The sequence below is a fragment of the Quatrionicoccus australiensis genome (assembly GCF_020510525.1).
Classification (GTDB): Bacteria; Pseudomonadota; Gammaproteobacteria; order Burkholderiales; family Rhodocyclaceae; genus Azonexus; species Azonexus australiensis_B.
Map to the genome: position 1 here is coordinate 1993103 of NZ_CP075188.1, position 23567 is coordinate 2016669.

The following is a 23567-nucleotide window of genomic DNA, read 5'->3' on the forward strand; positions in this document are numbered from 1 at the left end:
TTTTTCTCAGGCGTGCACGCAGGCATGGCCATGCTCGTGCGCGTGCTCATGCGGGTGATCGTGGCCATGCGCGCAGCCGTGTCCGCCGCCGAGCGCGGTGTGACTGTGGTCGTGCAGGTGTTCTTCCTCGGCCAGTTCGCGGTATTTGCAGCCGTCGCATTCAAGCATCGGGCCGGCGGCATGCTCGCCACTGACCTTGGTGTCGAGCAGTTCGAAAATGCCCGGATCGAAGCCGAAGTGCGTACCGAGCGCGAAGCTGATCTGCGGGTACTGCAGCTGCAGGCGTTGCAGCTGCAACTGGATGCGTTCGATCAGCACGCCGGTGAACAGATAGACCGGCACGATGGCGATCTGCATCATGCCGAGCCGGACCTGGCGCTGCACGACGCTTTCCAGGCGCGGCCAGGTGACGCCGGTGAAGGCGAGATCGACCAGCTCATGCTCGTTTTCCTCGAACAGCCAGCGCGCCATCTTGGCCAGTTCGCCATTGGCGCCGGCGTCGGACGAGCCGCGGCCGAGCAGGATGACGCCGGTGGTCATCGGATCGGGCATCGCCAGCTGCTTCATCAGGCGCTCGAGCTGGTTCTGCAGCACGGCAAAGATCTCGCGCCCCATGCCGAGATGGCGGGTGACGCTGAAACTGACGCCCGGGTGGCGTTGGCGGGCATTGTCCAGCGCGGCCGGCAGCTCCATCTTGACGTGGCCGGCGGCGTTCAGGATGAAGGGAATGACCAGCACCTTTTCGGCGTTGCGGGCCGCCCGGTCGAGACCTTCGTCGAGCAGCACGTCAGCGTGTTCGATGAAGCAGGTTTCGATGCGCCACTCAGGATGGCGTTCCCGCCACTGCGCGGCGAAGTTGATGGTTTCGGTATTGCCCTCGCGGCCGCGCGAGCCGTGGCCGACGAGCAGGATGGTGGTGGCATTAGTCATGCGGGATCTCCGTAGCCTTGCGGAAGCGGTGGGTGAAAGTCGGGTCGTAAAGTTTCGAGCGGATCAGCTCCGGCCAGTCGGCGGCGCCCAGCGTCGGGCTGGCGACGATCATCGCCTGGCTGGCGATCTTGGCGTCCTGGCAGCGGCGCTTGATGTCGGCCAGGGTGCCGCGCACGATCTTTTCCTCGCCCGGCCAGCTCGCCTTCTGGACGACCAGAATCGGCGCATCCTCGGCCCAGCCGGCGGCGCGCAACGCGTCCTGCACCTTGTGCAGCAGCGTGATCGACAGGTAGATGCACAGCGTCGTCTGGTGCGCGGCCAGGGCTGCGAGTTCTTCGCCGGGCGGCATCGGCGTGCGGCCGGCGACGCGGGTGAGGATCACCGTCTGCGTCACCTCCGGCAGGGTCAGCGTCTCGCCGGCCGCCGCCATAGCCGCCATCGCCGACGAGACGCCGGGCACCACGGCCCATTCGATGCCGGCGGCGGTCAGCGGCCGGGTCATCTCGATCAGCGCGCCATAGAGGCCGGGGTCGCCGGTTTGCAGGCGGACCACGGTTGCATGGCGAGCGGCGCGTTCGATCAGCCAGGCGCTCATTTCTTCCAGAGTCATGTCCTTGGAGTCGCGGATTTCGCAACCGGGCGGGCTGAACAGCGTCGCCGCCTGGTCGACCAGCGAACCGGCGAAGAGCACGGCACCGGCGGCTTCGAGCAGCTTGCGGCCCTTGACGGTGAGCAGGTCGGGATCGCCCGGGCCGGCGCCGACAAACCAGATCTTGCCCGGCATTTATCGGCTTCCCAGGCGGTCGACCGCCAGAATCAGGCAAATTTGCATGTGTTTTCCTCTTGTTTGAGCAGGCTGGCGAGTTCGCCCAGGCTGCGCGGTACCGGTGATGCCGCGAGGCGACCAAGGCGGCACAGCGACAGGTGCAGGTCCACGACGGCGGGCAGCGGCTGGCCGGCGGCGTGCAGGGCGTTTGCTTGCTGCGGCAGTTCGCCGGCGGCGAAGGATGCAATGCAACGCCCGGCGGCCAGCAGGTGGATCTGTTCGGCCCAGCGATAGGCGAAATCGACGTCGTGCGTGGATAGCAGGATGGTGATGCCGCGCGCCGACAGCTCGTTGAGCACGGCGAGCAGTTCGTTCTGCATGCCGGCATCGAGCCCGGCCATCGGTTCGTCGAGCAGCAGGACTTCGGGCTGCATGGCGAGTACGCCGGCGATGCAGACGCGCTTCTTCTGGCCGAAACTCAGGTGATGCACCGGCTTGTCGGCGAGTTCGGCGAGGCCGACGGCGGCCAGCGCTTCCGCCACGCGCCTTCGCACCGTGGCTTCATCGAGGCCGAGGTTGAGCGGCCCGAACGAGACATCCTCGACAACGCTGGCCGAGAACAGCTGCCGGTCGGGATTCTGGAAGACGAGGCCGACCCGGCGGCGCAGCGCGTTGAGTCCATCGCGCCCCGCGGCGAGCGGCTGGCCGGCGAAGTCGATGCGCCCGGCGCTGGCTTGGAGCAGGCCGTTGAGATGCAGCAGCAGCGTGGTCTTGCCCGAACCGTTGGCGCCGAGCAGGGCATTGCGGCTGCCCGGCGCGATGCGCAGCGAACAGCCGGCCAGGCCGGCACTGCCGTCCGGGTAGCGGTAGTCGACGGCGTGCAGTTCGATCAACGGGCTCATCGGGCGCCGGCTCCAATCGCCAGCAGCAGGCCGCCGGCCAGCCCGGCCAGCACCGTGTCGCGGCAGGCATGCTGGAATTGCGGCGTCAGGAAACGCAGCGCGCCGCTGCCGCAACGCGCTTCGGCGGCGAGATGCAGGGCGCGGGCGCGTTGCCAGACCTGGACGCTCAAACCGGCAGCGAGCAGGCCGAGCGAATTCAGGCTGCGCCGCGGCGTGCTGTAGCCGAGGCGGGCCGCCTGGGCGGTGCGCGTTTCTTCGATGGCAGTCGAAAAGACGAAAAGCATGCGGTAACAGAGCACCATCAGGTCGAGCAGCACATCGGGGACGAGCAGGCGACGGAGCAGGGCGATCAGGTCGGGCAGCGGCGTGGTCAGGACGAGGCCGAGCAGGGCAGCGAGCGCGGCCAGCGAGCGGCCGCCGACGGCGGTGATGTTGGCTGCGGCATCCGGTGCAATCTGCCAGGACAGATGTCCGGTCGCATCGACACTTAGCGAGAAGAGCAGCGACAGGCTGGATAGCGCGAGAAAGCCGAAGGCCGGCGTCGCGACGCGCAGGTAGAGCGCAAGCGGCACCGCGGCGCCGAGCACGCTCGCCAGCATGAGCAGGCCGGCGATCATTGCGGCAGCAGTCGGCGAGCCGGCAAGCAGCGCGGCAAGCAGGCCGGCCAGCGCGAACAGGCCCTTGGCGGCAGGGCTTACAGTGCGCCAGCGATTGCCGTAGGCGGCGCGTTCAATCAGCATGCGCTGTGTTTTTCCCGGATAGGTTGCTTGCCGGCGGCGCGGCCTCTTGCCCGGCCGCTTTCTCGTTCATTTCCCGGCGCAGGCGTTCGCGCGTCACCGAAGCGCCCAGCCAATAGCCGATGAAGCCGGCGCCAAGTGCTGCCTGCAAGGCGAAGAGCAGCGAGGCGATTTCGCCGCTCGCCGGTTCGAGCAGCGGCGAAAACCACGGCCGGTAACCCGGCGCAATCTCGCTGATCGCTTCTTGCGCCTTGTTGTCGGCGCCGCCGAAAGCTTCGCCGGGGACGCCGTCCGGACCGATTGCCGGCGGCGCGGCGAGCCACAGCGGCAGCACGGTCAACAGCACGACGGCAGCCAGAATCAGCAAGTTGCGCAGTTTCATGCCTTGACCTCGCGTTGACCGAACAGCGGTAGTTTTTGCAGCTCTTCGGCATTGAATCGGCGCAGCGCATTGACCACGAGCACGGTGAGCAGGCCCTCGCTGATCGCCAGCGGGATCTGGGTGATCGCGAAAATGGCGCCGAACTTGGCAAACGAGCCGGCAAAGCCGCCGGCCGGATCGGGAAAGGCCCAGGCGAGCTGGATCGCTGTCGTTACGTAGGTCGCCAGGTCGCCGAGCGCGGCGGCGGTAAAGACGCAGGCGGAAAGCGGCAGGGCGAGGGCGCGGCCGGCGCGGAACAGGCCGGCGGCGACGAAAGGCCCGACGATGGCCATCGAGAACAGATTGGCGCCGAGCGTGGTCAGCCCGCCGTGTGCCAGCAGCAGGGCCTGAAAGAGCAGAACAACGAGGCCGACCGGCACCATCGCCGCCGGCCCGAACAACAGCGCGCCGAGGCCGACGCCGGTCGGGTGCGAGCAACTGCCGGTCACCGACGGCAGTTTCAGCGCCGACAGCGTGAAGGAAAAGGCGGCGGCGACGCCGAGCAGCATGCGCTGTTCCGGCTGCGCCTGCAGTTGCCGGCGCAGCGAACGCACGCCGAGTGCCACGAAGGGCAGGGCAGCCAGACTCCAGCCGAGGGCGTGCGCCGGCGGCAGGAAACCTTCCATGATGTGCATGACTTCATCCCCGAAGCTAAATTAAAACGCCGGGGTATGACAGGTGAGATCGGAGGACAGGCCGGATTGGGACCATGGGTGCACGGGCACGCAGGACGCAGCAACGGCGAATCTTCAGACCCTTCCCAGAACCCCGGAGAATGGTGCGACACAAGCATCGGGCCGGTCTTCTGACTCGCCTTCATCCTTCTCCACCAACCTTCCCATGCAATGCACAGTGGCGTGGGGTGGAGTCGTCTGGCTTACAGCAGCGGGGGCTGTGCCGGAATGGAGGAACGTTGCTGGGCAACGTCTTCTTCACCGGCTTCCCGTTTCATCCCGGCCTGCGCTTGCAAACCGGGATACCCGAATGGCGCGGATTATAGTCACGAAAACCGGATGCCGGACAACTTTTTGTTTTTGCCGCCATCCGGACCGGCGTCAGGCGATAAGGATATTTTCCGGCTTGCCTCTTACAATCGAGCATTCGATTTTTCTTATGGAGTTAGCCATGCGTCGCCTGCTGATCAGCCTGATCTGCCTTCTCAACACCGCACTGGTACAGGCCGACGACTGGGTCAGCCGGCAGCAGGTGACGGGCAGTTTTGCCGACGTCAAGGAGACCGTGGTGATGGCCATCGAGAACCGTGGCCTGGTCATCAACTACACCTCGCACATCGCCGACATGCTGGCGCGTACCGGTGCCGATATCGGTGCCGGCCGCAAGATATTCGACGAGGCCGAGATCATCGAATTCTGCTCGGCCGGCCTGTCGCGGAAGATGATGGAACTCGATCCGCACAACATCGTGATGTGTCCGTTCGCGCTTTCCATCTACACGCTGCCGGGCGAAGCCGGCAAGGTCTGGCTGAGCTACCGCCGGCCACAGGGCAAGGCGGCGCCGCTGGTCAATGAACTGCTCACAGGGGTTGTCGCCGAGGCGGTGCGCTAGTCTCGTTTTACCCCCGCAGCGCCGGCGTATGTGTGCCGGCACACGGAGCCGCTGCTGATCGCCGGAGAGAATGGCGCATGCCGTTTTGACCGGCGCTCTCAGCAGGCAGGCCAATGAAATTCAGGGATTACTACCAGGCCATGGGCCTTGAACGTACGGCGAGCGCCGAGGCGATCAAGAAGGCTTATCGCAAGCTTGCCCACCAGTATCACCTCGATGTGTCGAAGGACCCGGCGGGTGAGGAAAAATTCAAGGCACTGGCCGAGGTCTACGCGACGCTGAAAGACCCGGAAAAGCGGCAGGCTTATGACAACCTGGGTAGCCGCCCGAGCGGCGAGCAATTCACGCCGCCGGACTGGCAGCAGCGTAACAAGACCGATGCCGCCGGCTTTGACGATGTCGATCTGGCCGACATCTTTGCCGCCTTCAGCCGTTCCGGGCGGCAGCGCCAGCCGGCACCGGTTGCCGGTCAGGATTACGAAGTGGCGGCGCATGTTTCGCTCGAACAGCTCTTTCGCGGCGGTGAAATCGAGGTGCGCGCCGAATTGCCGGAGTACGACAAGAATGGCCTGGCCCACCGTGTCGACCGGACGTTTCGCATCAGCATTCCGCTCGGCGCTGCCGACGGCCAGCGCCTGCGTCTGGCCGGCAAGGGCCTGCGTCTGGCCGGTAAGGGCGGCAGCGGCTTCAATGGCGGTCGGGCCGGCGATCTTTACGTGGCGCTGGCGGTACAGGCGCATCCGCTCTACCGGGTCAGCGGCCGCGATCTTTACCTCGACCTGCCGCTGACGCCATGGGAGGCCGTGCTCGGGGCGACCGTCCAGGTTCCGACGCGGGCGGGGTGGTTGAACTCAAGATCAAGGCCGGCACGCAGGCCGGGCAAAAGCTGCGCCTCGCCGGGCGCGGCCTGCGTGCGGCGGATGGCAGCGCCGGTGCGCTTGGCCCGCGCGAGCAGGTGTTGTTCGAACAGCTGGCGGCGAATTCCGATTTCAATCCAAGACGGCATTTCCTGACGGGAGCAGCGGCATGAGCAGGCAATTGAGCGAAGCGGTCTGGCTGAACGATACGGCGGTCTGCGATATCGAACATCTGGCCGAAGTCTCCGGATTGTCGATCGGCGAGGTGAACGACCTGGTCGACATCGGTGTCATCGTGCCCAGCGGTCGACCGGCCGGAACGTTGGTTTTTCAGCTTTGCCAGGTGTTGACCGTCAAGCGCGCCAGGCGCCTGCGCGACGATTTTCAGCTCGATCATCACGGCGTGGCGCTCGCCCTGACGCTGATCCGGCGCATCGGCGAGTTGCAGGCCGAACTCGATGTCCTGCGTCATCCCGGCGTGCGCTGATCTGCATTTGACCTGGCGATATGTACGCCAGCCAACAGACCCCGCGCGCCAGAGGCATCACTCTGCAGCATGCGGTTCTTCCGGCCGCCGACAACTGAAAAAGGAATTGCCATGAACTATTCACTGGCAAGCATTCTGCTGATCGCCGCCCTTGCTCTGGGCGCCTGTGCCGGTCCGGCCGGTCCGCAGGGCGAACGCGGCAACACGGGGAATACCGGTAACCGGCAATACGGGCGCAACCGCGTGGAAGTCGCGGTGATGGAAGTGGAAGGCATCCTGCCCGCCGCCTCTTGAAGGCAAAAGCGGGTGATCCGGCGGCCTATGCGGTCTGGCGCATCCAGCGATAGAACAGTCGTTTCGCCAGTTCGACGACCAGCAGATAGGCGACGACCATGCCGCCGAGGATCGCATAGAAGCGGGTGGGTGGCGGCACGAAGCCGAAATGTCCGCCCAGCCAGGTAAACGGCAGGATTGCCGCAATCGCGACGATAGCCAGCGAGCTGGCAAAAAGTACCGGATGCGGCCGGCTGTGCAGCAGGCTGCCGCGCGTCCGGATGACGAAAATGACCAGCACCTGGGTGCATAGCGACTCGACGAACCAGCCGGTCTGGAACAGTTTCTCGTCGGCCTGCAGCACATGCAGCAGGATGTAGAAGGTCAGGAAATCGAACAGCGAACTGATCGGCCCGATCACCAGCATGAAATTGCGCACGAACTGCATGTCCATGATGCGCGGCGTACGGGTGTCGACGGCATCGACCTTGTCGAGCGGAATCGGGATTTCGGAGAGGTCGTAGAGGATGTTGTTGAGCAGGATCTGTGTCGGCAACATCGGCAGGAAAGGCAGGAAGAGGGCGGCGCCGGCCATGCTGAACATGTTGCCGAAATTGGAACTGGTGCCCATCAGAATGTATTTCATGATGTTGCCGAAGGTGCGCCGGCCTTCCTGGACGCCGGCCTGGATGACATGCAGGTCGTGCCGGAGCAGGATCATGTCGGCCGCCTCCTTGGCGACATCGACGGCCGTATCGACCGACAGCCCGACATCGGCCGCATGCAGCGAGGGTGCATCGTTGATGCCGTCGCCAAGATAGCCGACGACGTGGCCGCGTGCCCGCAGCGCGTGGATGACCCGCTCCTTCTGGCCGGGATTGACGCGGCAGAACAGGTTGGCCTCCTCGACGCGGGCCTGAAGCGCGTAATCGTCCATGGCGGCGATATCGCTGCCGAGCAGGATGCCGCTCACCGGAATTTTCAGTTCGCCGCAGACGTGGCGGGTAACCAGCTCGCTGTCGCCGGTCACCACCTTGATCGCCACGCCCTGGCGGTGCAGGGCAGCGAGCGCCGAACCGGCACTTTCCTTGGGTGGGTCGAGAAAGGCGGCAAAGCCGGCCAGCACCAGCTCGCTCTCGTCGCTGATCACGGCATGCGGGTGATCCGGCGCGACTTCGCGCCAGGCGATGCCGAGGGCGCGAAAGCCCTCGCTTTCTAGCGCCTGATATTGGGTACTGATTTTTGCCCGTGCGGCGGCGTCGACCGCCTGGGGCTGTTCGGCGCCGGAACTTTCGTAATGTGTGCACAGACCGACGATTTCATCGGGCGCGCCCTTGACCACCAGCCAGCGCGTCCGGCCGTTGTCGATCAGCACCGAGACGCGGCGGCGTTCGAAATCGAAGGGGACTTCGTCGATTTTTTTCCAGGCGGCGGTGTCGATCTGGCCGTGCGCCAGAATCGCTTCGTCGAGCGGGCTTTTCAGGCCGGTTTCAAAAAAGCTGTTGTAGAAGGCCAGCTCAAGCACCCGTTCGCTGGGCCGGCCCTCGGCATCGACATGTTTTTCCAGGCGGATCTTCGCCTCGGTCAGCGTGCCGGTCTTGTCGGTGCACAACACATCCATCGAACCGAGATCCTGGATCGCCGACAGGCGTTTGACGATCATGTGGCGTTTGGCCATGCGCATGGCGCCGCGTGACAGTGTCACCGAAACGACCATCGGCAGCAGTTCCGGCGTCAGGCCGACGGCCAGCGCCACGGCAAACAGAAAGGACTCGAGCCAGGGCTTGTGGAAGAAGGCATTGACCAGCAGTACGAACATCACCATCAGGATGGTGAGGCGCATGATCAGCATGCCGAAGCGCTTGGTGCCGATCTCGAAGGAGGTTGGCTCGGCCTGGCGGGAAACGCTGTCGGCAATTTCGCCGATGGCGGTGGCTGTGCCGGTCCTGACGACCAGGATGCGGGCGCTGCCGCTGATCACCGACGTACCCATGAAAACCGCGTTGCTTGCTTCCTGGATATCGTTACCCGTCTTGGCCGGCCGGCCCGGGCGCTTTTCGACCGGGTAGGTTTCACCGGTCAACAGCGATTGTTTGACGAAAAGGTCGCGTGCTTCCAGAACCAGACTGTCGGCCGGAATCAGGTCGCCGGCCGAGAGCAGCGCGACATCGCCGGGCACCAGTTCGCTGACCGGGATATCGCGGCTGACGCCATCGCGCACTACCGTGGCGCGCACCGATACCGACTGGCGCAGCTTGTCGGCAGCGGCATTCGCCCGGTATTCCTGGACGAAGTCGAGCGTCACGCTGAGCAGGATGATCGTGCTGATGATGACGAAATTGGTCGCCTCGCCGGTCAGTGCCGAGACCGCGCTGGCCACCAGCAGGATCAGGACCAGCGGATTCTTGAAGCGGCTGATGTATTGCCGCAACAGCGACTTCTGCTGCCGCTCGCGGAAAACGTTCGGGCCGTGCTGCACCAGCAGGGCCTGGGCCTCGCTGCTCGACAAGCCGGAAGCGGCGAGCGTTGCTGCGTCGGGTGCCAGCCACCAGGGCGGGCTATTGGCGTCGGTCGGCATTGGCGGCCTTTGCATTGGCGAGTTCTCAGAATTTCCGGGCAAAGCGTATTCCCAGCATTTCGGCCCCGGGATTATGCTGCTGCAGGCCACCATTCGAGAAGTGGGTCAGGTTCAGGCTCAATTCGAAGTTGCCGAAATCATGCCCGACACCAAGGCGGTTTTCGAATTGCCAATGGCCGCCCATATCGTGTCCCGGCGCCCACAGCGCATTGGAAGTATACGCCAGGCCGACGCCCTGGTGGCACGACGGTCAAGACGCTGTTCTATCCGGCCGTGCTCTTTCCGGTCAGGGAGGGCATGAAGCTCTACCGCGAGGAACAGTTCGGGCCGATCATCCCGGTCGCCACCTTCGAGGACATCGAAACGCCGCTCGACTATGTGATCACCTCCGACCACGGCCAGCAGGTCAGCATCTTCGGTAGTGATCCCGAACAGATTGCCTCGCTGGTCGATACGCTGGTCAACCAGGTGTGCCGGGTCAATATCAACTGCCAGTGCCAGCGCGGGCCGGACGTCTTTCCCTTCGTCGGGCGCAAGGATTCGGCCGAGGGCACGCTGTCCGTGCATGACGCCCTGCGCGCCTTCTCGATCCGCACCATGGTTGCCGCCAAGCAGACCGAGGCCTCGAAAAAGTTGCTTGATGCCATCGTGCTCGGCAACAAATCCAGCTTCATCAACACCCACTTCATTCTGTGAAGCGCCGGCGATGTGTTAGCCAGCGCACATTGTCGACGGGCAAGACGGCGTAGTCTGCGGTGAACCCCGGTCATGGACACGGCTCTGTTGCAGGGCCGCTCCGGATCGTCACCGCGAAGGAAACATCATGCTCTATACCATTGCCGTCGTTCTGCTCATTCTCTGGCTGCTCGGCCTGGTCACCTCGTACACCGTCGGCGGCTTCATCCACGTCCTGCTGGTGATTGCGATTGTCGTCATCCTGCTGCGCATCATCAGCGGTCGACGCGCGCTTTGAGGCATTTTTCCTGCGGCAGGATCAGCCTCGGCTGAAAGATCACGGCTGGCTGTTGTCAGCCGTTTTGTTGGTCAGGGCGACCAGGTCGCCGTCCTTCAGTCCTTTCAGGTTGCGCGCCACGATAGACGTCTGATCGTCGAGGCCGCTCAGGATCTCGACCCAGTCATCGCGCGTGCGCCCGGTCGTGACCTCGAGCATTTCTATCTTTCCCTCGGCGTTGACCGCCAGGACCTGGCTGCTCTTGCCCTGGCGCAGCAGCGCTGCCGCCGGAATGACCAGCGCCTTGCTCTTGCCGAGATTGAAACTGCCGCTGACGTTGAGACCGGACTTCATGTCGGTGCCCTGCGGCAGGTCGACATAGACGAAGCCGTTGCGCGTCGCGATGTCTATGGTCGGCGAAATGCGCCGCACGCGCCCCTTGATGTCATTGCCGAGCGGGCTGTGGATGACGACTTCCTGGCCGGCGGCGAGCTTGAGCAGCACGTCGCCGCGCACTTCCGCACGCCATTCGAGGCGGCCCTGGCGGATCAGCCGGAACAGTTCGCTGCCGCCCTGGACGATGCTGCCTTCGAGCGCGGTGGCCGAGGAAATCAGCCCGTCGTCAGGGGCATTGACGGTGGCCAGCTCCATCTTGATCTGCTGCCGCTTGACCTGGGCGCGTGCCGCGTTGAGGCGGGCTTCGGCGGTGTGCTTCTGCGTTTCGTAGAGGGTCAGTTCCTGGCGGCTGACACCGCCCGACGGCGCCAGGCGGTTGGCCCGTTCCAGCGTTGCGGTGGCCTGGGCGAGCACGGCTTCGGCTTCGACGCGCTGGGCGTTGGCGACATCGAGATCGGTTTCGACGCTGGCCGTGTCGAAGCGGGCCAGCACCTGACCCTTCTTGACCAGATCGCCCTCGTTGACCAGCACGCTGGCCAGACGCAAACCACTGACTTCGGTGCCGATCCGGCTTTCGTGCCAAGGCATGACATTGCCGCTCGCCTCCAGGCGCTCCGGCCAGTTCTCGGTCTTCGCACGCAGTACGGCGACCTGGCGCAGTGGCGCGGCCGGTTCGGCTTTGGCAGGAGGGGCCAGCGGCTTGGTGACGATGGGAATCTGGGCGCTGCCGGGCGGCGGAGTGAAGGGCGTGGCGCCGATCACCAGCGTGATCGGCAAGGCGAGGGCAGCGAGCAGCGCGGCGGCCTTGATGCGATTGCGGGGCGTGTTGGCGGGGAACATGGGCAACTCAATTCACGGGTGTGGTCCGGGCGCCGGCGGTCTCGAGCGGCCGGGCCGGGGTGGGATCGTACAGGGCAGCGCCGCCGGTGGCGCGATTGAGCGCGACCCAGGCCTGCAGGCGTTCCTGCTGCACGCTGAGCAGGGTTTGCTGGGCGCCCAGCATGGCGCGGCGGGCATCTTCGAGTTCAAGCAGATTGCTGGCGCCTTCGCGGTAGCGGATCTCGACCGAATCGAAAAAGCGTTGGTACTGGTTGGCCGAGGTGCGGGCGTTTTCGGCCCGCTCATGGGCAGCGGCGTAACGGGTCAGGCCGTCTTCGACTTCCTGGATGGCGGCGCGCGTTTTTGCCCGGTAGTCGGCGAGGGCCTCGTCATATTTCGATTTGGCCTGCTCGACGGCCGCCTGGCGCCGGCCGCCATCGAAGATCGGCAGGCTGAACGACGGTCCGAAGGACCAGCTGCCGAGCGAGACGCCGCTGCCGGCCGAGTAGCCGAGGGCGCCGTTGAGGGTCAGGCGCGGATAGCGGTCGGCTTCGGCAACGCCGATTGCGGCCGATTCGGCGGCCAGCCGACGCTCGGCGGCGCGGATGTCGGGGCGCTGGGTGAGCGCCTGGCTGGGGATGGCGATGTCGAAATGGCGAGGCACGGGCAGGCGGTCGAGGCCGGTCGGCTTGTCGGCGAGCGCCGTCATCAGCTCGGGCCGGGGAATGCCGGTCAGGCGGGTGAGCAGGTTTTCCTGGCGTTCGCAAAAGGCATGCGTCGCCGCGAGCTGGGTCTTCGCCTCGGCCACCGAGGCGCGGCTGCGGATGGCCAGGTAGGGCGCGGTGAAGCCTTCGCGGACGCTGGCTGCGGTGAGCTTTTCGGTGGCCAGGCGCGAGGCGACGTCTTCCGCGCTGAGCGCTTCATATGACTGGCAGGCGCGGTAGCTCAGGTAGGCGTCGGTGACGTCGGCCGCGAGACTGACCCGGACGTCGGCCAGCGTCGCCTGCTGCGACTCGGTGCGGGCTTTGGCCGCTTCCTTGCCGCGCTGGACGGCGCCGAACAGGTCGATTTCCCAGGCGGCACCGAGCGACAGCCAGCTCTGGTTAAAAATGCCGCCGGTGTTGTCGCTCTGGCTGGTGTCGTTGCCGGCGCCGCCCTGCGCCGAGGGCAGGGCCGAGGCATTGCTTTGGGCATAGAGGGCGCGCGACTGGCTGACCCGTGCCAGCGCGGCTTCCAGGGTCGGGCTGGTAGCGAAGGCGGCGCCGACCAGACGGTCGAGCACCGGGTCGGCGAGCTCGCTCCACCAGTTGCCGGGCGCGGCCTGCTTGTTGTCCGGCGTGACGTTTTCGCCGGTGGCATTGGTTTTCGAGGTCCATTGCTCGGGCACCTCGGTGCTGCTCAGGGTCGGCGCCACGTAATTCGGGCCTAGCAGGGTGCAGCCGGAGAGCAGGGCGAGGACACCGGCGCCCAGGCCGCTCCGGAGGCGACGGGCGCAGCACGGCGTCCGGACGGTCGACGCCGGAATTTGAGCAAAAAGCGGGAAGAGGTCGATGGCCATGGCTTGCTGTTCTGTGACGGCCCATGAAGTGTTCATTACGCGCTTAACGCGCCAGAGCGGGAAGCGCCGACCATGGTGCCGGATTTTTGTTGCCGCAAGGTTGCCGCCTGACGCGGCATATTTCAACAGGAGTTTTGCAACAGCGTGTATCCGTGCCGACGCTTACTCGCCGTTACATGCCGTCACCCGCCTGGCGTGGCCTTCTCGGCTATATTGGCGCCGACCGGAAAGACGGAATGCAAAGTGCATCCGGTCGCGCAATGCGGCAGGGAATGACTCGCCTTGCCACCGGTTTTTCTTCGAATTGACGCGCTTGTGGAGCCCGCGATGGAACATCGACTCAAACGTGCCCTGACCACGCCCTTCATCATCCTGGCCGCCTTCGTGCTGTGGTTCTGGGAATGGCTGTGGGATCCGCTGGAACGCCTGATGGCGCGCCTCGGGCGCCTGCCGCTGCTGCGCCGGATCGAGGCGCGGCTGATGCGGGCGTCGCCCTATCTGGCGCTCGCCTGCTTTCTGATTCCCGGCGCCGTGTTGCTGCCATTCAAGCTGGTCGGCCTGTATTTTCTCGGGCATGGCGCGCCGTTCTTCGGCATTGCCACCTTTTTCGCCGCCAAGGTGCTGGGCACGGCGCTGGTGGCGCGGATTTTTGCGCTGACCCGCGCGCAGCTGCTGCAAATCGGCTGGTTTGCGCGCAGCCATGCCTGGTTGCTGCGTTTCCGCGCGCGGGTGTTTGCGGCGCTGCGCGAGCATCCGGCCTGGCGGCAAGCCTGTGCTGCCGTCGCTGCACTGCGCGCCCGCCTGCGCCAGATGCGGCGCGGCGTTTTCTATCATCTGCGCTGCCGCTGGTGGGCGATCTATCGCCTGTCGCGCCGGCGTGGCCGGCTGACCTGCTGCTGACGTTTAGGCGTTCGATTGCGCGGCCGGCATCGTTGCCGGGATGCTGCGTTTGCCGGGTATTCCGGCTCCGGCCCGAGCGTTGAAAAATGGTGTTTTCCAGCGGTCGACCGCTAAAAAACCGCCATTTTCAATCAGTCAGCCTGCGCCACCGGGAAAAGCCGGTCGTAGCCGAGATTGAAGCCGTAGGCATAGACCACGTAAGCCGCGGCCAGGCCGATGTCGGCGATCAGGGCCTGCAGCCAGTCCATGCCGGTCCACATCATGACCATGGGCAGGCTGATCAGCAACAGGCCGCCTTCGAAACCCAGCGCATGCACGATGCGCCAGGCCGTCGGGCGCTGGTCGGCGCTGCGCCCGGAAAGCCGGGCATCCGCCCAGTCGAAGCCGATGTTGTAGAGCGTGTTCCAGACCCCGGCGATGATCGCCATGGCGACCATCAGGCCCAGCGAATCGTGCAGCGGCACGCCGGAAAGCCAGATGAAGGGCGGCGTGATCAGCAGCAGCCCGCCCACTTCGAACAGGAAGACCTGGCGCAGGCGGTCGAACGTCGTACGCAATTTCGGTGGGGATGACATGGCAGCAGAAACCATAGGGCAGATGAGCGGGGAGGCGATTCTACCAAGCGCCTCCGCCTGCACCTTTGCTTATCTGCCTGTTTTGCGGCGGCAGTCGGGGGTTGGCAACAGAAATTGCCCTTCCCGGACGGTCGACCGCTAAAAAAGGCCGATTTTCAGGCGGCCTTCCAGGCGCCGGCCCCGGCCAGCGTGGCGCGGGCCTTGGCAACTTCTTCGGTATCGCCATGGATCATCAGAACGTATTTGTCGACCTTGAGGGCCGTTTCGTACTTGATGATTTCGTCCGCAGGCACGCCCACCTGGCTCAGCGCCGCGCCCAGTGCCGACAAGCCGCCAACCACGACGGCGCCTTCCAGGCCGCTGACCAGGGCAGCGACAAAGGGGCCGGCCATCGCCACCAGGCCGAGACCGGGCAGGAAGAAAACGGCCGGCGCAAAAAGCAGGCCCCAGATGCCACCCCAAAAGGCGCCGGTGCCGCCCCAGGACTTGATGCGGTCACCCGCCGTGTAGAAGCCAACCGGATGTTCCTCACTGTGATATCCCTTGCCGACCAGCGACAGTTTCTGCACGTCGAAACCGGACTTGCCCAGCAGGCGGATGGCGTCCTCCGCCTCGACGTGGGTGTTGAAGACATAAAACGGCAGATTTGCCTTTTCCATGATTGTTCCTGATCGGTGCTGCTGCATTGGCTTTCGGGCCGGAGCGGACGGCCGGACCGTCCGTCCGGCGTGCAATCAGTGGAGGATGGTGATGTTGTTCACGACGTTGCGCACGCCCGCTGCGCTCCACGCCGAATTCGCAGCCAGATCGCGCTCCGACCAGCTGAAGACGGTTCCGTTGAGCGTGACACGATCTCCGTCCACTTCGACCGTGATGTTTTCCGCATTGGCCAGCGAGCGGCGCATCAAGGCCGACTCGATGCTCGCCTTGACGTTGTCCTGCGAGGCCTTGGGCTTGATGGTGATCTGGTTGCTCAGGCCGGTGACGCCCATCAGATGGCGGACGCCCTTGACCGCGGCGCGCCGCTGGTATTCCCAGTCGACTTCGCCGGACAAGGTGACCCAGCCGCCCTCGACCATCACCTTGATGCATTCGCTGGGCGCATAGGTCGTCCATGCCAGAACGTTTTCGGCCGCTTCGGCGATATCGCCATCGTTGCGCTGGCTGATGCCGGGCAGGACGACCTCGATCTCGACCGCCAGCGCCTTGACGCCGGCGACCCGTTGCGTGGCGCGCTCGGCATCCCATTTTTCGCTGAAACTGGCGACATGGCCGCTCAGGGTGACAACCCCGTCCTTGACCTCGACACCGATCCGGGCCGCGGTAACTGAAGGCTCCCAGGCGAGTTCTGCGCTGACATCCTGCTTGATCTGGGTATCCGTTTTCATGGTCGATTGCTCATTGCGTTGCGGGATGACCAGTCTCCGGCGAACGGTGGCAGACATCCGTTCGGCACCGCACAAAGCAATCAGGTGGGCGTTTGCCGCCGCGCCAGGGTATGCCGCTTCAACCAGAAAATGACTTCATCGACATCATCCATGTCGCCACAGGCCGCCGTGCAGGCCGCGGCATCCTCGGCCTCGGGCAGGGCGCGCTCGGCGGTCTGCAGGAAGACGGCGAGTTCATCCGGGTCGTGCAACTGGCGGACGGCAATCCGGAAGACCGGGCGGCAGCAGTAAAAAATGTCGTAATACAGGTCGATCAGCCCGGCGCAAGGCACGACGGGCAGCAACTCGGCCAGCGTCCGGATGAACTCTTCCTCCGGCCGGTAGGCGAGCAGATTGTCCAGCTCGGCGCGGACGGCGGGGCTTTGCGCCGCCAGCCAGGCTTCGGCTGCCATCATGCGGCGCTCCCGCTGCCATAACGCCGCGCCGCATCGACCGCCAGCCCGGCGCCGATGCTGCCGAACAGGTCGCCCTCGACAACGCGCGCCTGCGGCAGCAGCGCGGCGATGCGCCGGCGCAATTGCGGAATGCCGCTCGAACCGCCGGTGAAGAACACCGTGTCGATGCGGTTCGCCGCCAGCCCGGCGGCAGGCAGCAGGCTGCCGACGGCGGCCTCGACCTTGTCGACGAGAATGGCGGTGGTCAGGTCGAACTCGCTGCGCGTCAGCAACTGTTGTTCGCCCGGCGCAAAACGTTCGAGCGAAAGCAGGGCGGTGTCGCCATCGGAGAGCGCGATCTTGGCCTGTTCGACCTGGTGCGCCAGCCAGTGCCCGGCGCGCTCGCGGATCAGCGCCAGCAGGCGCTGGATGCCTTCCGGTTCCAGGGCGTCGAGCAGCAGACGCTGCTGTTCGGCCCAGACCGGGCGGGCGTAGGCAAAGTTGATGCTGTGCCAGGTTGCGAGATTGAAATAGATGCTGGCCGGAATCGCCCGCCCGTTCTTCAGCTTGCCGCGGTGGCCGAGCAGCGGCATGACCGAGGCGAGGCTGAGTTGCCGGTCGAAATCGGTACCGCCGATATGCACGCCGCCATTGGCCAGCACATCGCTGCCGCGCTCGCTGGCTTTGGCGCGCTGCGGCGACAGGCGGACGATGGAAAAGTCGGAGGTGCCGCCGCCGATGTCGGCGACCAGCACCACTTCTTCGCGGCTCAGCGTCGTTTCGTAATGGAAGGCGGCGGCAATCGGCTCGAACTGGAAACTGATGTCCTTGAAGCCGACGGCGCGCGCGATCTCGCCCAGGGTTTCTTCGGCAACGCGGTCAGCCGCCGCATCGTCATCGACGAAAAACACCGGCCGGCCCAGCACGACCTGCTCGAAAGCGCGCTGGCCCTGAATTTCGGCGCGTTCCTTGAGTGAACCGATGAAGCGCGTCAGCAGATCGCGGAAGGCAATCACCGTGCCCTGCACGTCGGTGCGCCCGTCGATCAGGCTGCTGCCGAGCAGGCTTTTCAGCGAACGCATCAGCCGCCCTTCGTGCCCGTCGAGATACTCGCCCAGCCCGGCGCGGCCGAAACTGACCGTGTTTTCCTCGGCATTGAAGAAGACCACCGAAGGCAGCGTCGCCTTGCCATCTTCCAGCGCCAGCAAGGTCGGCGACCCCGGCCGCAACCAGCCCACGGTGGAGTTGGATGTACCGAAATCGATACCGCAGGCGCGGGCAGGGGAGGTGAGAGGCATGGGACGGCTTGGGCAAAGGGGCGGCGATGCTACGCGCGCCGGGGCGGGCTGTCCAGCGGGAAATGGGGTTGGTCGGGGTGTGGAGCGATGCTATGCGGGTGGGTGCCTCTCTTCCCTACCCAATCGGGATCGGTGATCGCTGGCAGGGGCTGGCGCTTGCCTGTCAGCTGCCTTTCAGCATCCACGCCCGAGGATTGTGCTCAAAGCCGAGCTTTGGGTAGTACTAGGTAGCTTTTGCGATCATTGTTTTGTAGCCAGCAAAACAGAGGAGTAGGCCAATGCTCGACCAAAAGCTGAAAGCAAAAAATCTTGCCGCTGCTTCACTGAACCATTGCGATGCAATGAGAATAAGTCCGCATATTGCACGGCATCTACCACTTCCATTTGGTAGCGGTTCTGTACCTAAGAGGTAGCTCGCCCCGTAGAAGACGCCAAACAACCCCAGTAACAGCATGGCAACCCCGATGGGTTTGATACTAGGCTTGTGATTAAGAGCCAAGCGCGCAGTGGTTTCCTCCTTGAGCGCCAGTGTTAGGGCAAAGAGAAACGCTAATAGCCCTAGAAAAACAATTACCCCAATGTCTGGGGTTGGGCTGGAAATAAGGGCTGCAAGCGTAACTCCTCCTACAGTGAGAATTAGGAGTTGTAACAGGATGCGGACAGTCTTCATGGTGGCGACCTTATGAGAAGAACAGGGGGCAGACCAGGGTTTATGGGGGGCTGGTGCGGAAAACAGTGGTCTGTCTCCTATTGTTGCGATTCCCCCTTCGGCTCGCTGGTGAAAAACTTGTAGGTGAGACAGCCCGGAACGCCCAGCAATACAACCAACGAATAACGACCAAATGGTCCTTGCAAGCCGAACAAATAAAACAAAAGGCCGGCAATTAGCCATGCGCCAATAGCGAGACCAAGCCATTCGTTTCGAGAGAAAGGGGATGTGTTTGTCTTTGTCATTATTGGTGCCGCCTGGTAGCAGATGAAAAAACTGTCACCCAACCTGATCACCTGTTCAATAAGCAGGCCATCAAGGCAGTCAGAAGCCCTTGGACTGCAATCGTTTCACGCATCAGGTTGCATTTTCTTTGAGGTTTTTCGGCAACAAACCGGACAGTATTGATTTTCCTCTGGGATTGCAAATGGCATGCGGATTCATGCCAAACGGAGGTGAGGCAACGGAATATTGCGCCAGCCAGCGGTCGACCGCTAAAAATGGCTGTTTTTGCCTGTTCCCAGCCCACGCCCCCCGTTTTGCTCAGACTTTCCCCGCCTTGCCTAGTCTGTTTCTTTGCCGCCAAAGCGCCGACAATCCGCCTTTCTTCCCAGTTAACGGCCGTAGCCAACATGACCATCGAAATCTCCACCGACGCCAGCAAGGCGGCAATCGCTTCCATCCAGCGCTATTTCAAGGAAAACATGGATGAGCCGATTGGCGGGCTGGAGGCGGGGGCCTTGCTTTCCTTCTTTCTCAAGGAAGTCGGGCCGGCGATTTACAACAAGGGCGTGGCCGATGCGCAAACCCGTTTGCAGGCTTGGGTTGGCGAGCTGGATGTCGAGGTGTACGAGGAGGAGTTCTCCTACTGGACAACGCAGGGGCGCAAGGGCGCGCGCTCCTGATCTGCCGGTCTGTGTGCCTCCGGCATTGCCATTTCCCCGAAAAGGCTTGAACATGCCGCCCCTCGAAAGCCTGAGTCAGGCTTGTTGATCGCCTTGCGGGCAAGGTGATGTTGCGGCTCCGGCACGCCTGGCGCGGGGTCGGTAGCCATTTTCAGGAAGGATCACCCAACCATGCTTTGGGAAAATTTCAAGCGCGATTATCTGGTGCGCTTCTGGGCGCCGGTTCCGGCGGTCATCGCGGCCGGTGTGTTGTCGGCCTACTATTTCGGGATCACCGGCACGTTCTGGGCGGTGACCGGCGAATTCACCCGCTGGGGCGGGCATCTGCTGCAGTTTCTCGGTTACCACCCGGAGACCTGGGGCTATTTCAAGGTGCTGCATCTGGAGGGCACGCCGCTCGACCGGATCGACGGGCTGATGATCATCGGCATGTTTGCCGGCTGCCTGTCGGCGGCGCTGTGGGCCAACAACGTCAAGCTGCGCGTGCCGCAACATCGCATCCGCATCGTGCAGGCGGTGGCCGGCGGCATCATTGCCGGTTTTGGCGCACGGCTGGCGATGGGCTGCAACCTGGCGGCCTTTTTCACCGGAATTCCGCAGTTTTCGCTGCATGCCTGGTTCTTTGCGCTGACAACGGCGGCCGGTTCGTGGTTTGGCGCACGCTTCACGATGCTTCCCGTGTTCCGCACGCCGGTCAAGTTGCAGAAGGTATCGGCGGCAAAAACGATCGTGCAGGACGTCGACCGTGCGACGCGCCGTTTCCGCCTCGGCATGCTGGTCTTTGCCGCTTTCTTCCTGTGGGCGGTAGCCAAGACGCTGGATGCGCCCAAGCTCGGCCTGGCTGCCTTGTTCGGTCTTGCCTTCGGCCTGATCATCGAGCGTGCGCAGGTGTGCTTCACCTCGGCCTTCCGCGACCTGTGGCTGACCGGCCGCACGCAGATGGCCAAGGCGATCATCATCGGCATGGCGGTCAGCACCATCGGCGTGTTCAGCTATGTCCAGCTCGGCGTGTCGCCGAAGATCATGTGGGCCGGCCCGAATTCGGTGATCGGCGGGCTGCTCTTCGGCTTCGGCATCGTGCTCGCCGGCGGCTGCGAAACCGGCTGGATGTACCGCGCGGTCGAAGGTCAGGTGCATTACTGGTGGGTCGGTCTCGGCAACATCATCGGCGCCACCGTGCTTGCCGCGTGGTGGGACGATATCGCGCCGGCGCTGGCGACCAACTACGAGAAGGTCAATCTGCTCGCCGTGTTCGGCCCACAGGGCGGCCTGATCGCCACCTACCTGATGCTCTTGCTGTCCTTGCTCGCCGTGCTGTGGTGGGAAAAACGTTTCTTTGCCGGCAAGGCCGGCCAACCTCAACTGGCCAGGGAGGCCGCATGAGCAAGCCGGTCTATGTACCCAACTATCGCCTCGACATGATGGGCGAACCCTGTCCGTATCCGGCCGTGGCCACGCTGGAGGCAATGCCGCAACTGCAGCCGGGCGAAATCCTCGAAGTGATTTCGGATTGCCCGCAGTCGATCAACAACATCCCGCTCGATGCGCGCAATCACGGCTACGAAGTCCTCGACGTCATCCAGGACGGGCCGACCATCCGCTACCTGATTCGCCGCTGAAAAAAGCCCCTGGCCCGCAGCGCCGGGCCGGGGCAGGCCGGCGTTCGCTCTAGCCGGCTACGGCTTCGGCGTAGGCCTGATCCAGCTCGTCGCGGCGGGCGGCGCTCATGTTCAGGTCGACCAGGCGGCCGTCCTGCAGGCCGTAGATCCAGCCATGCAGCATCAGTTCCTGGCCTGATTTCCATGCCTCACTGACCGGCGTCGTCCGGGCCAGGTTACGCACCTGTTCGATCACGTTCAGTTCGCACAGCCTTGCCCATCTGGCGTCGTAGTCGGCCATGCCGTCGAGCAGCCCGGCATGCCGTTCGCGCACATCCTCGATGTGGCGCAGCCAGTTGTCGATCATGCCGTTGGCCTGGCCGTCGAGCGCCGCGCGCACGCCGCCGCAGCCGTAGTGGCCGCAGACGATGACATGCTGCACCTTGAGGACCTGGATGGCGTAATGCACGACCGAGAGGCAGTTGAGGTCGGTGTGCACGATCACATTGGCGATGTTGCGATGGACGAATACCTCGCCCGGATTCAGGCCGGTGATCTGGTTGGCCGGCACGCGGCTGTCGGAGCAGCCGATCCAGAGGTATTTCGGGGCCTGCTGCTTGACCAGGCGCTGGAAGTAATCGGGGTCTTCCTGCAGTTGTTGCAGCGACCACACCCGGTTCTTTTCGAAAAGTTCAGATAAGTACTTCATCGCTCGTCCTGTTTGAAAGTTGTCTTGGGCTGCGGGGCGGGCTTACTCGCGGCGGGCGCTGATGCCGATCGCCGCGCGCGCCGCCATCGCGATGCGGTAAGGCTGCTCCAGTGTTTCGCCGAGTACCGTGAAATGGCCCATCTTGCGCCCCGGTCTGGCCTCGTGCTTGCCGTACAGGTGGAGTTTCAGGTCCGGATAGGCGAGCAGCTTTTCCCATTCGGGTTCGCTTGCCTGTTCCGGGTTGCCGGCAAACCACAGGTCGCCGAGCAGATTGACCATGACCGCTGCCGAATGCGCCGAGACATCGCCCAGCGGCAAACCGCACAGGGCACGCACCTGCTGCTCGAACTGGTTGGTCAGGCAGGCATCCAGCGTGTAGTGGCCGGAGTTGTGGGGCCGGGGCGCGAGTTCATTGACGCAGAGCCGGCCATCGACGACGAAGAACTCGACGCTCAGCGTGCCGACGTAGTCCAGGCTGGCGGCAATCTTTTCGGCCAGGGCGCTTGCCTCGGCGGCCAGTGCGTCGCTGGCGCGCTCGGCGGTCACGATGGAGTGGTCGAGTATGCCCTGCTGGTGATGGTTTTCGGCGACCGGGAAGCACTTTGTCTGGCCGGCTGCGCTGCGCGTCAGGACCAGTGACAGTTCGTGTTCGAGCTGCATCTGCTTTTCCAGCACGCAAGGCTCGTGGTTGAACTGGCGAAAGGCGGCGCGGCAGGCAGCCTTGTCCTTGACGCGGATCTGGCCCTTGCCGTCATAGCCGAAGCGGGCGACCTTGAGAATGCCGGGGAACAGGCTGTCGGGAACATCCTGCAAATCGCCTTCGCTGCGGATGTCGGCGTAGGGCGCGTGCGGCAAGCCGTGCTTCTTGAGAAAGCCTTTTTCCGCCGAGCGTTCCTGGCAGATGGCGAGGGCTTCGGCGCTGGGCTGGACCGGGATGAAGCGGGCGAGATAGGCCAGGGTTTCGGCCGGGACGCTTTCGAATTCGGTGGTGATCGCCGAACAGCTGACCGCCATGTGGGTCAGGGCTTCACTGTCGGCGTAGGCAGCGACCAGGTGATGATCGGCAATGCGCCCGGCCGGACTGTTCTCGTCCGGATCAAGGACCATCACCTTGTAACCCAGTTGCTGGGCGGCGATGACAAAGTAGCGGCCGAGCTGGCCGCCGCCGAGCATGCCCAGTGTCGCGGGCGGCAGGATCATTGCGGCCTCGCCAGTTGCATGGCCAGCACTTTCTCTTCCTGGCGCTGCCGGAAGTCGTCCAGTTTGCCGGCGAGTTCGCGGCCCAGGCTGTCGTTGCCGGTGCTCAGCATGGCGACGGCGAGGAGGGCGGCATTGGCGGCACCGGCTTCGCCGATGGCGAAAGTGGCGACCGGCACGCCGCGCGGCATCTGCACGATGGAGAGCAGCGAATCCATGCCCTTGAGGTGCTTCGAGGGGATCGGCACGCCCATGATGGGCACGGTCGTTTTGGCGGCCAGCATGCCGGGCAGATGCGCGGCGCCGCCGGCACCGGCGATGATCGCCCGGAGGCCGCGTTCGCGTGCGGTCGTGGCGTATTCGAAGAGCAGATCAGGCGTGCGGTGGGCTGAAACCACTTTGGCCTCGTAAGGAACGCCAAGTTCTTCCAGCAGGTTGGCGGCGGCCTGCATCACCGGCCAGTCGGAATCCGATCCCATGACGACTCCGATCAAGGGGTGATTCTTGCTCGATTTGCTCATTGTTTCTCCGGGTTGGGCTACAGGCGGCGGAGAATAGTGATAAACAATACAACGATCCAGTCGAATATAATTTATCCAAACATCCAGATTT

At 64.2% G+C, this 23567-nt stretch carries 30 protein-coding genes and 1 riboswitch; of the genes, 10 read left to right on the forward strand and 20 right to left on the reverse strand.

Translation table 11 applies throughout. The features are described from left to right. Positions 1–6 precede the first annotated feature (6 nt). Genes KI612_RS09565 through KI612_RS09590 form a run of 6 tightly spaced genes read right to left on the reverse strand, consistent with a single transcriptional unit; the run spans position 7 to position 4391 of the window. The gene (locus tag KI612_RS09565; protein WP_226443924.1) at positions 7–930 is read right to left on the reverse strand and encodes a sirohydrochlorin chelatase; all 924 of its coding nucleotides are present in this window, start codon (positions 928–930) and stop codon (positions 7–9) included. Beyond that, on the reverse strand, positions 923–1714 hold the full coding sequence (cobM, locus tag KI612_RS09570; protein ID WP_226443926.1) for a precorrin-4 C(11)-methyltransferase: 792 nt from the start codon (positions 1712–1714) through the stop codon (positions 923–925). The genes KI612_RS09565 and cobM overlap by 8 nt, the downstream gene beginning before the upstream one ends. 32 nt (positions 1715–1746) lie before the next feature. Beyond that, entirely contained in the window at positions 1747–2598 is an 852-nt protein-coding gene (locus KI612_RS09575; protein ID WP_226443928.1) for an energy-coupling factor ABC transporter ATP-binding protein, read from the reverse strand. Continuing rightward, a complete protein-coding gene (gene cbiQ, locus KI612_RS09580; RefSeq protein WP_226443930.1) occupies positions 2595–3338 on the reverse strand; it encodes a cobalt ECF transporter T component CbiQ in 744 nt (247 codons plus the stop codon). Before cbiQ ends, KI612_RS09575 begins: the two co-directional genes overlap by 4 nt. Continuing rightward, positions 3328–3717, reverse strand: coding sequence for an energy-coupling factor ABC transporter substrate-binding protein (locus KI612_RS09585; protein ID WP_226443932.1), 390 nt, complete (start codon positions 3715–3717; stop codon positions 3328–3330). The genes cbiQ and KI612_RS09585 overlap by 11 nt, the downstream gene beginning before the upstream one ends. Further along, a complete protein-coding gene (locus KI612_RS09590; RefSeq protein ID WP_226443934.1) occupies positions 3714–4391 on the reverse strand; it encodes an energy-coupling factor ABC transporter permease in 678 nt (225 codons plus the stop codon). The genes KI612_RS09585 and KI612_RS09590 overlap by 4 nt, the downstream gene beginning before the upstream one ends. Positions 4392–4534: 143 nt before the next feature. Next, a riboswitch (cobalamin riboswitch) is annotated at positions 4535–4755 on the reverse strand. 126 nt (positions 4756–4881) lie between these two features. Between KI612_RS09590 and KI612_RS09595 the strand changes: the two genes are divergently transcribed. From KI612_RS09595 to KI612_RS09610, 4 genes are all read left to right on the forward strand, one after another. After that, on the forward strand, positions 4882–5322 hold the full coding sequence (locus tag KI612_RS09595; protein ID WP_226443936.1) for a DUF302 domain-containing protein: 441 nt from the start codon (positions 4882–4884) through the stop codon (positions 5320–5322). A 113-nt stretch (positions 5323–5435) separates the two neighbouring features. Then, the gene (locus KI612_RS09600) at positions 5436–6335 is read left to right on the forward strand and encodes a DnaJ C-terminal domain-containing protein (protein ID WP_226443938.1); all 900 of its coding nucleotides are present in this window, start codon (positions 5436–5438) and stop codon (positions 6333–6335) included. A gap of 13 nt (positions 6336–6348) precedes the next feature. Then, positions 6349–6666 (forward strand): chaperone modulator CbpM, encoded by a 318-nt coding sequence (locus tag KI612_RS09605; RefSeq protein WP_226443940.1) that lies wholly within the window; start codon positions 6349–6351, stop codon positions 6664–6666. Positions 6667–6777: 111 nt separating this feature from the next. After that, positions 6778–6960: a hypothetical protein gene (locus KI612_RS09610; protein ID WP_226443942.1), complete on the forward strand. Its 183-nt coding sequence runs from the start codon at positions 6778–6780 to the stop codon at positions 6958–6960. Between the two features lie 25 nt (positions 6961–6985). Here KI612_RS09610 and mgtA read toward each other — a convergent pair whose 3' ends face one another. Continuing rightward, entirely contained in the window at positions 6986–9517 is a 2532-nt protein-coding gene (gene mgtA, locus KI612_RS09615; protein ID WP_226443944.1) for a magnesium-translocating P-type ATPase, read from the reverse strand. Between the two features lie 25 nt (positions 9518–9542). Continuing rightward, positions 9543–9701, reverse strand: a complete 159-nt coding sequence (locus tag KI612_RS19945) for an acyloxyacyl hydrolase (RefSeq protein ID WP_404818086.1) — start codon at positions 9699–9701, stop codon at positions 9543–9545. A 113-nt stretch (positions 9702–9814) separates the two neighbouring features. Here KI612_RS19945 and KI612_RS19950 point away from each other — a divergent pair, with 113 nt between their 5' ends. Both KI612_RS19950 and KI612_RS09630 read left to right on the forward strand, forming a co-directional pair. Further along, positions 9815–10213, forward strand: a complete 399-nt coding sequence (locus tag KI612_RS19950) for an aldehyde dehydrogenase family protein (protein ID WP_404818087.1) — start codon at positions 9815–9817, stop codon at positions 10211–10213. A 127-nt stretch (positions 10214–10340) separates the two neighbouring features. Then, positions 10341–10490, forward strand: coding sequence for a lmo0937 family membrane protein (locus KI612_RS09630; RefSeq protein ID WP_226443946.1), 150 nt, complete (start codon positions 10341–10343; stop codon positions 10488–10490). 39 nt (positions 10491–10529) lie between these two features. On the opposite strand, the gene KI612_RS09635 is transcribed toward KI612_RS09630, so the two are convergent. Together KI612_RS09635 and KI612_RS09640 are read right to left on the reverse strand one after the other, a co-directional pair. Continuing rightward, positions 10530–11705 carry an efflux RND transporter periplasmic adaptor subunit gene (locus tag KI612_RS09635; RefSeq protein WP_226443947.1) on the reverse strand — a complete coding sequence of 392 codons (1176 nt, stop codon included), beginning with the start codon at positions 11703–11705 and terminating at the stop codon, positions 10530–10532. A gap of 7 nt (positions 11706–11712) precedes the next feature. Continuing rightward, a complete protein-coding gene (locus KI612_RS09640; RefSeq protein WP_226443949.1) occupies positions 11713–13278 on the reverse strand; it encodes an efflux transporter outer membrane subunit in 1566 nt (521 codons plus the stop codon). A gap of 291 nt (positions 13279–13569) precedes the next feature. Between KI612_RS09640 and KI612_RS09645 the strand changes: the two genes are divergently transcribed. Further along, on the forward strand, positions 13570–14142 hold the full coding sequence (locus KI612_RS09645; protein ID WP_226443951.1) for a hypothetical protein: 573 nt from the start codon (positions 13570–13572) through the stop codon (positions 14140–14142). Between the two features lie 131 nt (positions 14143–14273). Here KI612_RS09645 and KI612_RS09650 read toward each other — a convergent pair whose 3' ends face one another. The 7 genes from KI612_RS09650 to KI612_RS09680 all read right to left on the reverse strand — a co-directional run bounded on the left by KI612_RS09650 (position 14274) and on the right by KI612_RS09680 (position 19180). Further along, positions 14274–14717, reverse strand: a complete 444-nt coding sequence (locus KI612_RS09650; RefSeq protein WP_226443953.1) for a PACE efflux transporter — start codon at positions 14715–14717, stop codon at positions 14274–14276. Between the two features lie 155 nt (positions 14718–14872). Next, positions 14873–15376, reverse strand: a complete 504-nt coding sequence (locus tag KI612_RS09655) for a DUF1269 domain-containing protein (RefSeq protein WP_226443955.1) — start codon at positions 15374–15376, stop codon at positions 14873–14875. A 75-nt stretch (positions 15377–15451) separates the two neighbouring features. Further along, complete coding sequence (locus KI612_RS09660; protein ID WP_226443957.1) at positions 15452–16105, reverse strand: BON domain-containing protein; 654 nt, start codon at positions 16103–16105, stop codon at positions 15452–15454. 80 nt (positions 16106–16185) lie between these two features. Continuing rightward, positions 16186–16560 carry a hypothetical protein gene (locus KI612_RS09665; protein ID WP_226443959.1) on the reverse strand — a complete coding sequence of 125 codons (375 nt, stop codon included), beginning with the start codon at positions 16558–16560 and terminating at the stop codon, positions 16186–16188. Beyond that, positions 16557–17837, reverse strand: coding sequence for an Hsp70 family protein (locus KI612_RS09670; RefSeq protein ID WP_226443961.1), 1281 nt, complete (start codon positions 17835–17837; stop codon positions 16557–16559). Before KI612_RS09670 ends, KI612_RS09665 begins: the two co-directional genes overlap by 4 nt. Before the next feature lie 223 nt (positions 17838–18060). Then, positions 18061–18507, reverse strand: coding sequence for a hypothetical protein (locus KI612_RS09675; protein ID WP_226443963.1), 447 nt, complete (start codon positions 18505–18507; stop codon positions 18061–18063). Between the two features lie 331 nt (positions 18508–18838). Beyond that, on the reverse strand, positions 18839–19180 hold the full coding sequence (locus KI612_RS09680; RefSeq protein WP_226443965.1) for a hypothetical protein: 342 nt from the start codon (positions 19178–19180) through the stop codon (positions 18839–18841). Between KI612_RS09680 and KI612_RS09685 the strand changes: the two genes are divergently transcribed. From KI612_RS09685 to yedF, 3 genes are all read left to right on the forward strand, one after another. Then, positions 19179–19451: a DUF2164 domain-containing protein gene (locus KI612_RS09685; RefSeq protein ID WP_226443967.1), complete on the forward strand. Its 273-nt coding sequence runs from the start codon at positions 19179–19181 to the stop codon at positions 19449–19451. The two genes, KI612_RS09680 and KI612_RS09685, sit on opposite strands and share 2 nt — an antisense overlap. A gap of 171 nt (positions 19452–19622) precedes the next feature. Further along, complete coding sequence (gene yedE / locus KI612_RS09690; RefSeq protein ID WP_226443969.1) at positions 19623–20834, forward strand: selenium metabolism membrane protein YedE/FdhT; 1212 nt, start codon at positions 19623–19625, stop codon at positions 20832–20834. Then, positions 20831–21070: a sulfurtransferase-like selenium metabolism protein YedF gene (gene yedF / locus KI612_RS09695; RefSeq protein ID WP_226443971.1), complete on the forward strand. Its 240-nt coding sequence runs from the start codon at positions 20831–20833 to the stop codon at positions 21068–21070. The genes yedE and yedF overlap by 4 nt, the downstream gene beginning before the upstream one ends. Positions 21071–21119: 49 nt before the next feature. On the opposite strand, the gene can is transcribed toward yedF, so the two are convergent. Genes can through purE form a run of 3 tightly spaced genes read right to left on the reverse strand, consistent with a single transcriptional unit; the run spans position 21120 to position 23476 of the window. Then, entirely contained in the window at positions 21120–21758 is a 639-nt protein-coding gene (gene can / locus KI612_RS09700; RefSeq protein ID WP_226443973.1) for a carbonate dehydratase, read from the reverse strand. A gap of 42 nt (positions 21759–21800) precedes the next feature. Continuing rightward, on the reverse strand, positions 21801–22958 hold the full coding sequence (locus KI612_RS09705; protein ID WP_226443982.1) for a 5-(carboxyamino)imidazole ribonucleotide synthase: 1158 nt from the start codon (positions 22956–22958) through the stop codon (positions 21801–21803). Then, a complete protein-coding gene (gene purE / locus KI612_RS09710; RefSeq protein ID WP_226443984.1) occupies positions 22955–23476 on the reverse strand; it encodes a 5-(carboxyamino)imidazole ribonucleotide mutase in 522 nt (173 codons plus the stop codon). Before purE ends, KI612_RS09705 begins: the two co-directional genes overlap by 4 nt. Between the last annotated feature and the right edge of the window lie 91 nt (positions 23477–23567).

Excerpts from the sequence above, each read along its gene's own strand:
- KI612_RS09565 (WP_226443924.1), bottom strand. The coding sequence starts at position 930 with ATGACTAATGCCACCACCATCCTGCTCGTCGGCCACGGCTCGCGCGGC.
- cobM (WP_226443926.1), bottom strand. The coding sequence starts at position 1,714 with ATGCCGGGCAAGATCTGGTTTGTCGGCGCCGGCCCGGGCGATCCCGAC.
- KI612_RS09575 (WP_226443928.1), bottom strand. The coding sequence starts at position 2,598 with ATGAGCCCGTTGATCGAACTGCACGCCGTCGACTACCGCTACCCGGAC.
- cbiQ (WP_226443930.1), bottom strand. The coding sequence starts at position 3,338 with ATGCTGATTGAACGCGCCGCCTACGGCAATCGCTGGCGCACTGTAAGC.
- KI612_RS09585 (WP_226443932.1), bottom strand. The coding sequence starts at position 3,717 with ATGAAACTGCGCAACTTGCTGATTCTGGCTGCCGTCGTGCTGTTGACC.
- KI612_RS09590 (WP_226443934.1), bottom strand. The coding sequence starts at position 4,391 with ATGCACATCATGGAAGGTTTCCTGCCGCCGGCGCACGCCCTCGGCTGG.
- KI612_RS09595 (WP_226443936.1), top strand. The coding sequence starts at position 4,882 with ATGCGTCGCCTGCTGATCAGCCTGATCTGCCTTCTCAACACCGCACTG.
- KI612_RS09600 (WP_226443938.1), top strand. The coding sequence starts at position 5,436 with ATGAAATTCAGGGATTACTACCAGGCCATGGGCCTTGAACGTACGGCG.
- KI612_RS09605 (WP_226443940.1), top strand. The coding sequence starts at position 6,349 with ATGAGCAGGCAATTGAGCGAAGCGGTCTGGCTGAACGATACGGCGGTC.
- KI612_RS09610 (WP_226443942.1), top strand. The coding sequence starts at position 6,778 with ATGAACTATTCACTGGCAAGCATTCTGCTGATCGCCGCCCTTGCTCTG.
- mgtA (WP_226443944.1), bottom strand. The coding sequence starts at position 9,517 with ATGCCGACCGACGCCAATAGCCCGCCCTGGTGGCTGGCACCCGACGCA.
- KI612_RS19945 (WP_404818086.1), bottom strand. The coding sequence starts at position 9,701 with ATGGGCGGCCATTGGCAATTCGAAAACCGCCTTGGTGTCGGGCATGAT.
- KI612_RS19950 (WP_404818087.1), top strand. The coding sequence starts at position 9,815 with ATGAAGCTCTACCGCGAGGAACAGTTCGGGCCGATCATCCCGGTCGCC.
- KI612_RS09630 (WP_226443946.1), top strand. The coding sequence starts at position 10,341 with ATGCTCTATACCATTGCCGTCGTTCTGCTCATTCTCTGGCTGCTCGGC.
- KI612_RS09635 (WP_226443947.1), bottom strand. The coding sequence starts at position 11,705 with ATGTTCCCCGCCAACACGCCCCGCAATCGCATCAAGGCCGCCGCGCTG.
- KI612_RS09640 (WP_226443949.1), bottom strand. The coding sequence starts at position 13,278 with ATGAACACTTCATGGGCCGTCACAGAACAGCAAGCCATGGCCATCGAC.
- KI612_RS09645 (WP_226443951.1), top strand. The coding sequence starts at position 13,570 with ATGGAACATCGACTCAAACGTGCCCTGACCACGCCCTTCATCATCCTG.
- KI612_RS09650 (WP_226443953.1), bottom strand. The coding sequence starts at position 14,717 with ATGTCATCCCCACCGAAATTGCGTACGACGTTCGACCGCCTGCGCCAG.
- KI612_RS09655 (WP_226443955.1), bottom strand. The coding sequence starts at position 15,376 with ATGGAAAAGGCAAATCTGCCGTTTTATGTCTTCAACACCCACGTCGAG.
- KI612_RS09660 (WP_226443957.1), bottom strand. The coding sequence starts at position 16,105 with ATGAAAACGGATACCCAGATCAAGCAGGATGTCAGCGCAGAACTCGCC.
- KI612_RS09665 (WP_226443959.1), bottom strand. The coding sequence starts at position 16,560 with ATGATGGCAGCCGAAGCCTGGCTGGCGGCGCAAAGCCCCGCCGTCCGC.
- KI612_RS09670 (WP_226443961.1), bottom strand. The coding sequence starts at position 17,837 with ATGCCTCTCACCTCCCCTGCCCGCGCCTGCGGTATCGATTTCGGTACA.
- KI612_RS09675 (WP_226443963.1), bottom strand. The coding sequence starts at position 18,507 with ATGAAGACTGTCCGCATCCTGTTACAACTCCTAATTCTCACTGTAGGA.
- KI612_RS09685 (WP_226443967.1), top strand. The coding sequence starts at position 19,179 with ATGACCATCGAAATCTCCACCGACGCCAGCAAGGCGGCAATCGCTTCC.
- KI612_RS09680 (WP_226443965.1), bottom strand. The coding sequence starts at position 19,180 with ATGTTGGCTACGGCCGTTAACTGGGAAGAAAGGCGGATTGTCGGCGCT.
- yedE (WP_226443969.1), top strand. The coding sequence starts at position 19,623 with ATGCTTTGGGAAAATTTCAAGCGCGATTATCTGGTGCGCTTCTGGGCG.
- yedF (WP_226443971.1), top strand. The coding sequence starts at position 20,831 with ATGAGCAAGCCGGTCTATGTACCCAACTATCGCCTCGACATGATGGGC.
- can (WP_226443973.1), bottom strand. The coding sequence starts at position 21,758 with ATGAAGTACTTATCTGAACTTTTCGAAAAGAACCGGGTGTGGTCGCTG.
- KI612_RS09705 (WP_226443982.1), bottom strand. The coding sequence starts at position 22,958 with ATGATCCTGCCGCCCGCGACACTGGGCATGCTCGGCGGCGGCCAGCTC.
- purE (WP_226443984.1), bottom strand. The coding sequence starts at position 23,476 with ATGAGCAAATCGAGCAAGAATCACCCCTTGATCGGAGTCGTCATGGGA.